Origin of the sequence: Methanobrevibacter sp. (genome assembly GCF_015062935.1) — an archaeon.
In the GTDB taxonomy this organism is placed as follows: domain Archaea; phylum Methanobacteriota; class Methanobacteria; order Methanobacteriales; family Methanobacteriaceae; genus Methanocatella.
The window spans coordinates 61585-77271 of record NZ_SUTM01000004.1 but is presented as its reverse complement, the minus strand read 5'-3'; the positions used below and the strand labels follow the sequence as shown (position 1 = coordinate 77271).

Sequence of the window (15687 nt, the reverse complement as noted above, 5' to 3'; positions counted from 1 at the left end):
AATGGAAAATCACTATTTTTTAATTTTGATAGTGTTTTTGATTTTGGATTTTCCATAAATTGAATAGATTTTATATGATCCCACTTTAAGTTTAAGTTTAATGGTTATAGTGGCTTTTCCATACTTGTTGGTTTTGGCAACATATTTTTTACCTTTAATTTTAAAGGTAATTTTCTTATTCTTTAATGCTTTTCCATTGCCATTTACCAATTTCGCACGGAATTTATAGGATTTTGCCTTTTTGAAAACCTTATTGACAGTTATCAAAACAGGTTTTACAGTAAGGACATTGGATACCTTAAATCCTTTGTATGTTGCTGTGATTGTATATTTTTTATTTATCAGATTTATTTTAAGGGATGCATAACCATTTGCGTTGGTTGTAATCGTATATGTCTTTCCAGCTATTTTAACAGCTATATTTTCACCCAATCCTGCAGGATTTCCATTATCATCATAAGCTCTGATTGTGAACTTTTTGCCACTTAATGCATAAATTGTCATGTCTTTGTTATTTGTTATCCTTGGTGAGACCTTAATTGAGTGAATTAGAGTTTCACCAGTCTTCAGGTTAATAATGGTCAGATTATAATTACCGACACCCTCCTGAATCTGAAGAGATGCCAAACCATTTTCATCAGTTGTCGCTACATATTCCTTATCATTTATAATGAATTTAACATTTGAATTATTCAAAGGATTTCCATTACTGTCCAAAAAGATTACAGTATATTTGGAATTATAGGTCTTATCTGAAGTGTTATTGTTCAATATTGTTGATTTAACTTCAAAATCAGCAGTTAAATTTGCTCCATCATAATAGTTATCGCCTGCAAAGTAAACATTGATAGAATAATTGCCTTCAGTTAAATTTAACCTTAAATAAGCTTCACCGTTACTGTCAGTATTAACAGTGTAAGAGTTGCCGTTGAACTCAAATCTGATTTTACTGTCTGATAAAGGCAATCCCATTGAATTTGATAATGTTACTTTATAAAAACCTCCAACATATACCTGTGAGATATCTGATTTTAAAAATGCCTGTTTGGCTTGAACTTCAAAATCATCTGAAAGGTTATTCACATTATAATCCATTTCATTTTCAAGATAAACCTCAACAACATAATTTCCTTTAGTTTTATTAAGTAAAACAATATTTGATGTTCCATTGGTGTTGAATCTGAAAGTTTCATCATTGATTTTGACAACATATGTTCCATTGACAGTTTTTGATGATGAGATATTAATATATACGTTATTTGTTTCAACATTAATGTTCATCTCAATTAAAACATTTTCTCTAACTTTAATTGATACATTTTTTGAGCAGTTAAAGTAATTGTCATCTCCCGCAAATGAAATATGAACATCATAAAGTCCATTTGTCAGGTTAACAGGAATTTGGCAAAGCCCATTTAAATCTGTTTCAACACCATATGTTTTTCCATCCACTACAATATCAATCAAACGTCCAGATACAGCTGTGCCGTTAACATCCATTAAAGTTATGTTAAATTCAGCAAACTGATTTTCAACAATAGTCAAGTCATTTGCAACGATTATTGTTTCACAGACATCTACAGTGAACTGATCATATACATTATTGAATTCATAGCTGTCATTAAGCTCAACGGAAACATTGTAAATACCGTTTTCAAGACTGTTTAAAACTAAAATAGAATTAACATCATATCTTTTACCATTTACAATAACTGTAACCGGACCATCAATGTCTTTGGATAAACCAACATTGATTTTTGCAGTATTTTGATATTTTTCAACGTCCAAACTGACTGTAACTTTTGATTTTACTTTGATTTGAGAAGTAGACTCGCAATCAAAGTAACTGTCATCACCTGTGAATTTAACTAAAACATCATACTTGCCGAGAGGCAGATTTAGAGGAATAGATGATTTTCCATTGGAATCTGTTATGATACTGTAGGTTTCATTGTTTAAAGTGAATTCCAGGGTTTTATTGGAAATTGGCTGATTTTTACCGTCCACCAAAATAGCTGTAAAATTCATCTCAGCATCATCAGTTAGAGTCAAATTATCCAAAATGATTTTGCTTTCACTTACATTAACCTCAAATGAAGTTTTACAAGCTTCAAATACATAAGAATCATTGTCCAATCGGATTTCAATATCGTAAATGCCATTATCAAGATTTGACAAATCCATACTGGCCAAACCATTATGGGATGTGATATTGAATTTATTATCGTTAACTATGACTGTTAATGTTTCGTTAATTGCTTTTGACAGGGAAATGTTTAAAGAGACCTTGTTCTGGTACTTTTCAACTTCCAATGCAATATCAACCTTAGGATGAACAGAAATGAGTGATTTTTCAGATGAAGAGAAGAAATTATCTTCACCGTTAAAGTTTACTAAAACATCATAAGCACCTGCAGTCAGATTAACCAATATGCTGGCTTCACCATTATCATCTGTTAAAGAAATGTAACTGTTATTATTTAAAATAAATTCTACTGACTTATTAGCTAAAGGATTTCCTTTAATGTCAGTTAAACGTACTGTGTAATTTACCACATTACTATCATCACATATCAAATCATCAGCAGCAATAACAGTGTCAAAGACATCAATGACAAATTCAATAACTGTCTGATTGAAGAAGTAATTTTCATTTGCAATACTGATTTCAATATCGTATTTGCCGTTTTCAAGAGAGGTTAAGTTTAAAATTGCAATTCCGTTTATGGAGGTTATGTTTTGAGTATTATTGTTAATCTTAACTGACAGGGTCTCGTTAAGCGGTTTTGAAATATTCACATGAACAACCGCAGTGTCCTGATATTTCTCATAGCTGACATTCATCTCAACTATGTCTTTAACGATTACTGTTTTAGAGGAATTTGATTTAAGATAATCATTGGTTCCTTCAAAATCAATATCAACTATATATTTGCCCAGTTCAAGGTTTAAAACAAGTGTTGCAATACCGTTATCAGTAGTTGCATTGTAAGTTTCATTGTTTATGACAAATCTGATATTTTTATCGGACAGGAGATTGCCTTCAGAATCTGTCAATGTAATGTTATAAATTAACTGACTGTCATATATAGTCAAATCATCAGCAGAAATTGTAGTATTTCTAACATCTACAGTAAAGCTGTCTTCAATAATATTTGAAGAGTAAATCTGCTCTGCTGAATAGACAGTTACAGTATAGACATCATTTAAAAGATTAGATAAGTTAAGACTGGATTGACCATTGATTAATTCAATCTCATATGAATCATCATTTACAACCACACTGACAGTTATGTTAAGTGTTTCATTTGCCATTACTTCTATAGTTACGTTGTTTAGAACTCTTGAAATGCTTGAAGTCAGATTTATTTGACGGACACTGATTTCAACGGATTTGTAATCTGCGGATGAAATATAGCCCGGAGCAATGAATTTTGCTGAGATGAAATTGGTTGTCTGGTTTAAATCACATTCTAAAACAGCCTGCCCTTTACTTGCATTAACGTAGTGATCTTCACCATTGATATTGAATAAAACTTCACCATCTAAAAGGTTTCCATATTCATCTATGACTTTTGCAGTAAGGGTGACCGGATTGAAACCGTCATAGCTGACATTTAAAGAAGTGTTTACAGCAATCGGATTTAAGATTGTAAACGCTTTAATGCTTGCTACCTGAGATTTATACGAATGAGTTGAATATGCCCATTCAAGGTCATATAAATCCTGCCATTGCTTGCCGTCATAGCTTACAAATGAAATTCCGGGTTTATAAAGCATCCTGTTTAGAGATTTTGCTTCGGAGATTGGGAAATTTGCTTCACCACCAACTAAAATATTGAAAACAACTTCAAATACGTCACCGGCTTTTAATGGTATTAACTGACCTAAATCAAAGGTGTAATAACCGGGATTGGAGATTCCTTTTTTAACCAGTACCGGCTCATCATTTACATATATAGATGCTGTCCAATTGGTTATTTTTTCAAAGTATGTAGAAACAGCTGCAAGATATTCATCAGCACCGGCAGTGAATATATTTTTATACCATACAGCATTTGAAGAATTGCAGAAGAAATCTGTAATTCCTGCTATATCATACTGGTAATTTTTATCATATCTTTTTGTGTCATTGAAGATTATTGTGTATGATGAGGCGTTTACTCCAGGCTGTGCAAATTTCATATCATAATATGATACGTAGAAGTATCCGTTTTCACCCCAGGAAGGTCCCCAGCTGTTTCTTACAATCCATGCACCGTCACCTTCAATATAGTTTGCCCATTTGAAATTGGATTTTGAATAATTGTCATCCCATCCTACAATTGTTACTGCATGATTGCTTGCCACATTTGAAAAACAGTAATATCCCTTGGTTGTGTCATCATAATAGTTGCTGTAATATGCCATTGATGTTCCAACGGCCCCATATTTCAATATAGCTTCCTTTATAGCATCATTATCAGTGTAATTGTCACGTGATAAGAACAGTATATTTTGAACATGGAAAATACTGTTGAATATGGAAGACAGTACTGATTTATCGTCAAATAAATCATCCATTTCAGATACCGGACCTAGCCAGCTTGCCAGATATCCCCACGGCATATAATCATATCCACCATCATTTGTATTCATATTCCATCCATAATCTGAAAATAAAGCGGCCAGATTTTTCATGTTTTCTTCTGACAAATCATATGTATTGCCTGTAGCTTTCAGTATACATGATTCCAAAACGGAAATAGCTGTAAATGCCCAGCAGTTACCGGAAGTTTGCTGGTCTTTTACAACAGTCGTAAATCCGTTTTCATACAGACTATACCTGGAAGGAATTGCATCTATCGGACTGTCATTAAATTTAACCATGGAATAATTTCCACTACCCATTGTCAGATTAATATTTGAAGAGTCAAAAAGATTTTCACTTAGATATGCTTGATTATCTGAAAATTTATTAAATCCCAGTATTGGAACTTTAACTATGTTTAAAAGAGAATACACTGCACCTCCGACAAAAGATGCACTATTAGCTGTAAATATATTTGCTCTCAGATAAAGAGAAGTGCAGTTGTCTATAAATACAGCCCCACCCTTTCTGGCAGAATTGTTGATGAATTTTGAACTTGTCATTGTAAAATCATCATACATGTGGTAAATTGCTCCACCATTCCATTTTGCAGAATTGTTTTCAAAATATCCATTATTTAAGGAAAAAATTGATTTTAAAGAAGTTATTGCTGCTCCGAATGTTGCAGAACAATTAATAAAATCAATGTTTTTCCCTTCAAATGAAGAATATTTAAGGTAAATTGCTCCACCCGCATCATCCACTGAACGTGAATTATAAAACTTGGATTTTGAAATGACTACACTGGCGGTATTTTCACATGCAATGGCCCCACCATAATTATATGCAAGATTGTTGATAAACAGTGAATCTGTAATTTCTAGACTGCCGCTAGCCATATAAATTGCACCGCCATAAACCGCATAATTGTCATTAAAAGTACAGTTATTAAGTGTTAAAACTGCATTGGAGTAATCAGAAGGAGTGTAAATTGCCCCTCCAAAATTATTCCCATAGGAATCAGAACGTGAGCCATATCCATAGGAAAAGACAGTGTTATTGGCTGCAATTTTACCATAATTGGTAATTGACATATCAACGAAAGTTACATTTTGTATTGTCAAAGAGGTACTTACAAAGAATCCGACACCTGCATAGCTTACTATGGTTTTTTCAACATCACTACCATAAATATTGACTCTTTCAATATTTTTATTAGAATCCAGTTCATATTCCCCATCTGCAAGATATATATTACAGTTTGATTTAATTCTATCTGCAGTTAGATATTTATACGGATTGTTTATAGATCCGTCCCCATCATCTTCAGCTGAAGCATTGAAATAATAATCATTGGATGCCCTTAGGATATTATCATCTAAATTTGCTGAAAGATATAAGGTTTCATTAAAATCATTGTTATTTAATATATCCTCAGAATTATCAGAAGCAAAGCTTGCAGGAATTATTATCAATAAAAACAATAATGTCAAGCATATATTAAATAAAATCCTATCCTTTTTAAACATATTTGATCTCAACTAAAATTTAATTTACATTAATTTAATTTATATTTATAATAATATAAATAATCAACTCACTTTAAAAATTTATACTTAAAAAGACATATTCAAAACTGATGAAAGGCTGTTACTGTTTGATAATCAAATTAAATAATGATAGAACTGTCAAGATAGGAAAAAAACTCGGAAAAATAGAGTTTAAGAAAGGTTATTATGTCTATGTAGGCTCAGCCATGAATTCACTTGAATCAAGAATTAAAAGACATCTAAGCGATGAAAAAAAGCTTCACTGGCACATAGACTACTTTCTAAAGGAATCTGAAATTGAAAAAGTAATATGCAATGTCTCACCTAAAAAAATTGAATGTGAACTTTCACAATTTCTAACATCAAAAGCCTATGGAATTGAGGGTTTCGGCTGCAGCGATTGTGATTGTGAAAGCCACCTTTATTACTTTGAAAGCAAAAATCAAGCAGTTCAAACAGTTAAATATGCATATGACTCACTGGCAATTGATTTTAGAATAATCAATCCATGAAATAATGATTGGCCAGCATTTCAATTATATCGTCCAGCAATTCCTTATGAGATTCATCATAAAACTCAGGATTGAGTTCATATATCTTATTGAAACTTTTTTTAGCCTCATCAGCCTTTCCCAAAAGAACAAGACATTTGGACTTTTCAAAGTAACACTTTACTAAACCCGGTTCAATATTTATAGCTTTATCATAATACTCAATAGCCTTTTTGTAATCTTCACAAACCGCTGCAAAGTAACATCCTTTAATATATAGAATATATGGAAAGTCCGGACATAATTCAAAGGCTTTGTCAATGAACTTTTTGCATTCCTCATGACCTCCCAAATCAAGCAGCAGTTCCCCCATATACATGTTTGCTTCAAAATTGTCCGGGTCCAGATTCAGGACTTTTCTGAATACTTCAAGAGAATCATCATACATGCATTCCCTTTTTAGATAAATCGCCCTTGAAAGCAGACCGTCAACGTTGTTTGGGAAATCTTTCAATATTTCTTCAAAGACTTCCCTTGCACTGTCGAAGTCCCTCAAGTAAGTATATGAATTTGCCTTGATATTTAAAACCAGTTCTGATTTGTCCATCTCGTCGCAAAGACCGATTATTTTTTTAAAAATAGGATCTGACTGTTCGATTTCACCCATGTTAACCAGACACCCCGCTTTGTTGTACAAAAGCAAAATGTTGTCTTCATCTACACTCAGACCTTCATCAAAATATTTCAAAGCATTTTCAAAATTTCCATTCATACAGCATTCCATAGCTTTATCAGAAAGCAATATTGACTTTTCACTAATATTAGACACCATAATTACACCTTAAATTGTTTAATTTTTGATTGTAATTATTCATTTAAGAAAACTAATTATTAAACTATTCTATTTTTTAAAATACAATTTTATAATTAGAATATAAAAAAATAAAGTAAAATAAATACTGTTTTAAAAATAAAAAAAGTAAGTAATTGAAAAAAACAATTACCTAGAAAATAAATTCCCTGTTTTTCTTGTGTCTGTAGGATATTTCAAATGAATCAAGTGCAAGTTTTTTAAGGACTTCCAAATCATCGTCTGTAACGCCGACAACGCCTTCCCATTTACTTTCAAGGTCCGCTATTTCATCCAAAACCCCTAGGCCTTTAGGTGTTAAAGCGCAGTCATATTCCAGTCCGTTTCCGGGATTCAAATCTATTTCAATCAAACCAAGCTTTTCAAGTTTCTTATATTTCTTTAAATACAGACCTAAATGCAGGTTAAACAAGTCGTCTTTTTTAGCCCTTTCAAACTGTTTTATCCTAATCTTTTTGTGATGAGGCTTTTCATGCTTTTTGACCTGTTTTAAGAGTTTGATTTGGCTTTCATGCAGAAATACACTTAAATTTTCCCTAACGTAAGTCACCTTAGACTCTTCAATTATACCTACCAGAGATGAAGCAGGCATATTTGCAATAGCCTCTTTATGAGGATGTGCCATTTAACCACCTTATTTCATCTGACCGAATATTCCTCTCATAAGACCTTTTGTAACTTCACGTGCGGCTGTGTTCATTGCCTGTGAAGCTGCCTTTTCAATTGCCTTTTGCTGAGCGGTCTTTTTGGTTTTTTTGCCTGCAGTCTGTGTTTGACCAACAAGAACGCTACCTATAATATCACCAAGAATTCCGCCGGCACCCTGCTGAGGCTGCTGAGGAGCTTCTTCCGCTTCCGGCTGGACAGGTTCTGGAGCAGGTTCAGCTTGAACTTCAACCTTTGCCTCTTCGATTACTTCCATGTCAACCTGCGGAACTTCACTTTCAACATTAGGATTTGAATCAATCTTGTTTAAAAGCATTTCATAAGCGGAAAGTCCATCTACAGCTTCCCAGTATTTGGATTTCAACTCTGAAAGGTTAATCAGCTCAGAGCGCATTGTATCGTCAATCGCTCCGATGAAGCTTTGAGGAGGAACAATGTCAACCTTTTCAACAATGCTTGGAACACCCTTTTCATCCAGAACTGAAACCAGTGCTTCACCTATTCCAAGCTCGGAAATCACTGTTGATGTGTCGAAATCAGGGTTTGGCCTAAATGTTTCGGCAGCCACTTTAACGGCTTTCTGGTCTTTTGGTGTGTATGCATGAAGCGCATGCTGTACACGGTTTCCAAGCTGTGCAAGGATATCGTCAGGAATGTCTGCAGGAGACTGTGATATGAAGTACAGTCCAACGCCTTTTGACCTGATCAGCCTTACAATCTGTTCGATTTTTTTGCCGAATTCAGGTGACATGTCATCAAACAGAAGATGTGCCTCGTCAAAGAAGAATACGAATTTTGGCTTATCCATGTCCCCTACTTCAGGCAGGTTTTCAAACAATTCGGACAGCATCCATAAAAGGAATGTTGAGTATATTTCAGGTGACAGGGATAATTTTTGAGCATCAAGAATGTTGATGATACCTTTTCCGTTGTCGTCCACTCTCATAAAGTCATCCAAAACCAGTGCAGGTTCACCGAAGAAATCGTTTCCTCCCTGATCTTCCAGAGTAATGAGACTTCTCAGAATTGTATTAGCTGACTTATCGGCAATTGCTCCGTATTCACTTTCATATTCGGCCTTGTTTTCAACAACATGATTGATCATTGACTTTAAATCCTTCATGTCAATGATTAAAAGAGATTTTTCATCAGCCACTTTAAATACTATATTAAGGACTCCCTGCTGTGCTTCGGACAGGTTTAGGATTTTTCCCAGAAGTGTAGGGCCCATTTCAGATAATGAAACACGGACAGGCAGTCCTTTAACTCCAAACAGATCCCAGAACTCTACAGGATATGCCTGATATTTGAATCCTTTTGCAGCAAGACCATATTTTTCAACATTGGTTTTGATTTTATCTGTTTCAGAACCTATTTTGGCAAGTCCTGAAATGTCTCCTTTCATGTCAGCCAAAAATACAGGAACGCCCATGTCTGAAAATGATTCAGCCAATGTTTTCAAAGTTATTGTTTTACCTGTACCTGTTGCACCAGCTATCAGACCGTGACGGTTAGCCAGCTTCGGAAGCAATTCAACACAAACGTTTTCATTGCAACCAATCAATATTTTATCTTCCGCATACATTGCATTTCACCCGTTTTCTATTTTTTTAATTAACCAATTAGTCTTTTTAACAATATTCTGTCGATTAAACGCTTTTGCAATCCTTTTGATTGCATCCAAATTTTTTACGAAATTATCCAGCCAGGAGAATATATCTCCCGGATATACCTGAATCTGATATTTTCTAAACAGCTTATTTGATATGTCTTGAGGGTCCTTGCCTTTAAGCCTTTCGTGAACTATCACCTCAGAGATTCCCCTCTGCATGCATGAACAGAATGGCCTGTCCTGACATCTGCATTGCATGAAATCCGTTTGAAGCGCAATCAGCGCATCCTGGAATTTTTTGTCAACCTTTTCGATTGCTTCACCACTGGAAATGATATCCAAGGTTGATTCTGCGAACAGTCTGGTTGAAAACTTGATTTTTAATGCATTTGATATCTGATTGTGAATAACATTTGACAGATATGCATTTTCAAACATCTCCAAATCCAGTGCCATTGCAAGGATTAAAACCTTCAATTTATCATACTTATCCTTTTTCTTGTACATCGGAGACAAACCGACATACCTTTTAAGATAATTATAGTCATGCAGTGTATTCTTGATGAATTCCGCATCATCTATAGATAAAAATGATACCGAAGTTGCCCGGCCATATTTTGTTACATCTAATTTATTATTTATGCTCCTATTAATTAATCCTAACTCTTCCATCTCGTCAACTGCTATCTTAATGCTTATAGGAACATCAATATTTTTATAAAATTTATTAAGCTCATCCAGTGATTTAATTGAAGTTGAGGAAATGTCTGCAAGTATCTGCTCATATGCTGACTCCTCATCATATTCAATGAATACATCTTCACTATTGCTTTCCAAAAGCTCCAATGCCATTGCCTCTTCAGATTCTCCCTGAAAATCATTGCCTATCTCAGGAATTAAATAAACTATGCCCCGGTCATGATAGGACGGTCTTCCTGCACGGCCAAGCATCTGTGAAAACTCGTTTGGATTGATCCACTTGTTTCCCATTATCAGGGAGTCGAATATTACCTGTGAAGCCGGAAAGTCCACTCCCGCTGCAAGAGCTGCTGTTGTTACAACACATGAAATCTTACCCTTGTCAAAGTCCTTTTCAATCTTTTCCTTTTTATAATAGGACAGTCCTGCATGATATGCCTTTGCATTGACCCTTTTATTTGTCAGGAAATTGGCAATCTGGTGAGTTTTTCTTCTTGAATTTGTAAATATTATTGTCTGGCCCCTGAAGCCTTTTTTGGATTTTGTATTGAATTCCCTTTTGGCCAGTCTCTGCATAAGATGGCGTCTTTGAGACTCGTTTCTAACATAAACAAGGTGCCTTTCCAGAGGAACCGGACGCTCGTCATATTTTACCAGCTTCATGTTGAACTCATCTGCTAAAAATTCAGGATTTTTAACTGTTGCTGACAATCCGATGATTTGAGTTTTGGGATATAAATGTTTAATACGCTTTATCAAACCGTTCAGTCTTGTTCCACGGTCCTCATCATCAATCATGTGAATCTCATCTATCAGAACAACACCCAGATTGGATAGTGATGAGGAATTTCCGTTTCTTAAAAGATAATCAATACCTTCATAGGTAGCAACCACAATATCAGCCTTGGAAACGTCAGAATCGGGAAGATTCAATTCCCCTTTTGCCTTGACACGGTTTCTTCCAACCTTGATGGCCACCTTTAAACCCAGCTGAGAATATTTCTTTTTAAAATCCCTGTATTTCTGGTTTGCAAGTGCGACCAGAGGGGTTAGAAATACGAATTTCTTGCCTTTCAGGGCTTCTGTGATTCCTGCAAGCTCCCCTACGAGAGTCTTACCGGAACCTGTGGCACTTACAACCAGCAGGTCTTCGCCTTTAAGTAGCCCTTCCTTAATGGAGAGATATTGCACAGGCAATAGCTTTGTGTTTCCTGAATCAAGCAATACCTTTTTGAAGTCCTTAGGAATTTTAAGCCTCTTCATGTCAACAGGAGGTACGATATGTCTTGATTTTTTAGTCTTATCGAATAATGTCAGTTTTCTGTTTTTTATCGCATCAAAATGAGGATCTAGAACAGACAATGTCTTTTCAAGACTTCCGGTTTTTTCCAAGGTGTTTTGCAGGTTTCTAAAGATTGCCTTATCAAATCCCTGGAGCTTTAATTCCTGTTTTATAGTGTCATGAGCACAGTCCTTACAAATCAGCTGATTGTTAAAGTTATAGGAATAATCTGAATTGACTATTGTAATATTTCCTTCATATGCACAGTAGTCACATACCTGAGTGTGCCTGACCTTGATGTTAAGGGATTTCAGGTATTTTTCAACTTTTTCATCTTTAGTTGCTAGAAAAACAGCCTGAGATCTGAGCAGTTTAATGACTTCGCCTGGAGGAACCAGCTTTTCATTCAATGTGGAATTGTCATTGAAATTATAATCCGCTACAAACCTTGCAATTGACAGTGAATCGCCATCATGTGAAAATTTGATGTTGCCGACAAATTCAGGTTTTCTCTTATGGTTGAGTGCGCCTTTCGGAGAACCTATCGGATATAGCCTCCACTGTTTTTTGATTTTCTTTAAAACTAGCATTATATTAAGATATATTTTTAATTGTTAATAAATTTAAATAAATTTAAAAAAAAAGTTTTAAATTTGATTACTGTTCGATGTAATCAAATCTGGTTTCCAATATGATAATTAAAACAAATCCTATTACGGCAACAATCAGGCAAGGCAGGAGTCCTGCAAAGTTTAAACTTACTGCATTTGTTACCTCTACAGCCGGAACCTTAAGTGATCCAAGCATTACACCAATAAGAAATGCCATTGTAACTTCCTCATGATTTTTTAAAAGGAAGTTGAGGATTTTGGAAAATCCTAGAATACCGATTAGGGCACCAACTACAAACACTATGATTTCAGACAGGTGAAACTGGTGAAGTGCATTCAGCATGTATTCATACTGACCTAACAGCAACAGCAGAAATGAACCTGAAATACCTGGAAGAATCATTGCACAGATTGCAATCATACCTGAAATGAATAAAACAAGCAGGGAATGGTTAGCTGCTATTGGATTGAGGCTTACAAAGATATATGTTAATATCATACCTATTACTGCAAAAACCACATGTTTAATGTTGATTTTTTTAATCTTTTTAAATAAGATTACCGCTGAAGCTATAATCAGTCCCAAAAAGAATGAATATGTAAGTGCAGTGTGAACATCCATACAGTAGGTAACGACTTTAGCTAAAGTCAGAAATGCAACTCCAATACCCAAGATTAACGGAATGAAAAACTTAAAATCAATTTCTTCAAGCAGTTTGGACCAAAATCCCCTTAAATCCCCTTTAAAGAGAGGTTTTACAAATCCAAAACTGATTTTACTGATTGCTTCAACCAGGTGGCCATAAATACCTGTAATTAAAGCTATTGTTCCTCCTGAAACACCCGGAACAATATCTGCAGAGCCCATCAGAACTCCGCGAATGAAAATTAAAATAGCTTCCTTAATATTAAAATTCAATTTATCACCCAAATAGTAATTATATAAATATTAGGCTGAACTGTTTTAAATAGATTATCAAAAAAAGAAAATGAAGAATAATTCTAAAAAGAATTATTCATCGTTGAACGGTTGTGGAAGTTCACAGACTCCACTATCTTTTGCAAGATATGCATATGCGAATGCTGCACAGATTGCACCAAGAATAGGTCCAACCAAATAAATTGGGAATAATCCCCAGAGATTTTGACCTCCTAGAATCATATCCATAAGATATGGTCCGAATGTACGTGCAGGGTTGATTGAAGCACCTGTAAATGCACCTAAAACAACAATAACGGCAGCTACAGTCATACCGATTGAAATTCCAGCAAAGCCCGGTTCCGCTTTTTTGTCTACTGCAACACCCATTACAACCATCATAAGGAAGAATGTACCCAAGAATTCTGCAAACATTGCCTGAAGATAGCTTACGCCAAGTCCAGGTGCTGTTGCACCAAGTCCTCCTATTGTTACCGCAGGAGCTCCGAGACATAAGTAAAGACATAGACTTCCTATACAAGCACCGATTACCTGTGCAACTATATAATATATACTGTCAACCAGGTCAATGTTTTTAGTAACAAGCAGTCCGATGGTTACAGCAGGATTTAAATGTGCACCAGATATCTTACCGAATACATAAATACATATCATTACAGTTAGACCAAATGCCAAAGCTATGGCAATCCAGTCACCTAATCCGCCCAAAAGTCCAATTCCAGCAGCACCCGGAGTAATATCTTCTGAAATCAGAAGGGTTACAACAGCAGCACCTGTACCGAAAAATACCAGGAAAAATGTTCCCAGAAGTTCTGCAAAGAATTTTTTTCTAATATTACATGTCATATTAATCGCCTATACAGCTTCTCTCCATTGACAGTATTCGTGTTTGTTGTCCACAAGTGAAGCAGCAGCACAGTTTTTACAACCTCTTACAGGTGATCCTGGTGCTCCTTTGTTAAGTGCAATGATGTTTGTCATCATGGTTGCTGTAATTGGTTCTGAAGTTAAAAGACATGGATAGTCTGCTAATCTCATGAGTGAAGAGAATCTTACTGTAATTGCACATGCAGGATAAGTGTATCTTTGTGGGTTCATTACGATTTCACTTTCAAGAATTGGACTTAAGTCAACTGCAAATCCATTGATTTTTGGCACTAATTCACCGCCGATTCCTGCTCTGAACTTACGGGCTGCACTGATTGCATTAAATCCTCTGTAAATCATGTCCATGAAGTCACAGTTATGCAACTCAGCTGCTGCACCTCTTGTTGGATATTGCTGTACAAAGTTGTGGAATCTTTTGGAGAACAAGTCCACTACCATTGGAGCATTGAATCCATCAAGTTCCAGGATGAATTCTGTGGCGCATGCTGATGAACCGGTAGCTAATTTAAGCACATCGAATTCAGATTTATAGTTATCAAGGTTTGATGTTAATGTGTTTCCGATAACATCTGCAGTTGCCTGAACGATAGCTAAAGTTACGTCATCCTTACACATGTTGTAGGTTGATTGACCTATGTGGTGTCCAATATCACCTACACAGTATGCAGGTACTGTTACAATGTTTCCATAGTGTACGCCGTCATCCATTGCGGCTTTAACTGTTGAAGTCATTGCCTTTTTGTATTTGTTCATGTAGTCCCTTACGTCAAATGATGAATGGTCAGCATCATCCATTAAGGTTCCTTGTCCTTCGATAGGAGTTTTATAAATCATCTGCAATGCCGCAATTTCCTTTTCTGTTGCTTCAGCTGCAGTTGCTCCAGCTTCAATAGCATTTGCAAATGCATCACCAATACCATAGGAAGTGTTCATACCCCATGATTTTGCAGATAGAATCGCTTGTTTGTGATCTTCAGGAATGTCAGTTTTTTGAAGTATCTGATTTACAACATTACTGGTACTTCCAGGCATCAAAGCAAAGTCCACTACACATGTTGGTCCGTAGAATCCTCCGTATCTTCTGATTGATTCTTTTGCAACAAGGGCTTCATTATCTGCGATTGCCTGAATGAATTTGTCTACACTGTCTGCAAATTCGCCGTCTTCTTCACATAAGATTTCAAGTACAGGAGGAGTCTGGAAGTGTTCAATGAACGGGTCATCTTCACATTTTAATGTGTCTGTAATTGAAGACAGTATTTCGTAATGGTTTTTTACAGATTCCTTGTGCAAGTTGATTACTGATTCTGCCTGGTTGTCAAGTGCAGTCATGCCGGCTACTGCATCTGCATAAGGTTTTGCATCAGTAATTTTAAAGTCATTGTATCTATTTTCTGATATAACGGCAACATCTGCCTTTTGAGCAGCCATTGACTCGTTTATCATTTTTTCATATAACTCTCTCATTTTTATCACCTAGGTAATAAGAGCAAAATATACTCTTAGA

At 35.3% G+C, this 15687-nt stretch carries 9 protein-coding genes; 1 reads left to right on the top strand and 8 read right to left on the bottom strand.

The features are described 5' to 3' along the window. Positions 1-12: 12 nt before the first annotated feature. On the bottom strand, positions 13-6045 hold the full coding sequence (locus tag E7Z81_RS02680) for a C1 family peptidase (protein WP_292743868.1): 6033 nt from the start codon (positions 6043-6045) through the stop codon (positions 13-15). A 164-nt stretch (positions 6046-6209) separates the two neighbouring features. Here E7Z81_RS02680 and E7Z81_RS02675 point away from each other — a divergent pair, with 164 nt between their 5' ends. After that, positions 6210-6632: a DUF123 domain-containing protein gene (locus E7Z81_RS02675; protein ID WP_292743865.1), complete on the top strand. Its 423-nt coding sequence runs from the start codon at positions 6210-6212 to the stop codon at positions 6630-6632. Here E7Z81_RS02675 and E7Z81_RS02670 read toward each other — a convergent pair. The 7 genes from E7Z81_RS02670 to E7Z81_RS02640 form a co-directional block, all read right to left on the bottom strand. Continuing rightward, the gene (locus E7Z81_RS02670; RefSeq protein WP_292743862.1) at positions 6622-7443 is read right to left on the bottom strand and encodes a tetratricopeptide repeat protein; all 822 of its coding nucleotides are present in this window, start codon (positions 7441-7443) and stop codon (positions 6622-6624) included. The genes E7Z81_RS02675 and E7Z81_RS02670 overlap by 11 nt on opposite strands. A 172-nt stretch (positions 7444-7615) precedes the next feature. Beyond that, a complete protein-coding gene (locus E7Z81_RS02665; RefSeq protein ID WP_292743859.1) occupies positions 7616-8107 on the bottom strand; it encodes a hypothetical protein in 492 nt (163 codons plus the stop codon). A gap of 9 nt (positions 8108-8116) precedes the next feature. Then, positions 8117-9733: a helicase HerA-like domain-containing protein gene (locus E7Z81_RS02660; RefSeq protein ID WP_292743858.1), complete on the bottom strand. Its 1617-nt coding sequence runs from the start codon at positions 9731-9733 to the stop codon at positions 8117-8119. A 6-nt stretch (positions 9734-9739) separates the two neighbouring features. Next, positions 9740-12331, bottom strand: a complete 2592-nt coding sequence (locus E7Z81_RS02655) for a DEAD/DEAH box helicase (protein WP_292743856.1) — start codon at positions 12329-12331, stop codon at positions 9740-9742. Between the two features lie 67 nt (positions 12332-12398). After that, positions 12399-13220: a DUF368 domain-containing protein gene (locus E7Z81_RS02650; RefSeq protein WP_292744047.1), complete on the bottom strand. Its 822-nt coding sequence runs from the start codon at positions 13218-13220 to the stop codon at positions 12399-12401. Positions 13221-13364: 144 nt separating this feature from the next. Continuing rightward, positions 13365-14138 carry an MIP/aquaporin family protein gene (locus E7Z81_RS02645; protein WP_292743853.1) on the bottom strand — a complete coding sequence of 258 codons (774 nt, stop codon included), beginning with the start codon at positions 14136-14138 and terminating at the stop codon, positions 13365-13367. A gap of 9 nt (positions 14139-14147) precedes the next feature. Further along, positions 14148-15647: a DUF2193 domain-containing protein gene (locus E7Z81_RS02640; protein ID WP_292743850.1), complete on the bottom strand. Its 1500-nt coding sequence runs from the start codon at positions 15645-15647 to the stop codon at positions 14148-14150. Positions 15648-15687: the final 40 nt, after the last annotated feature.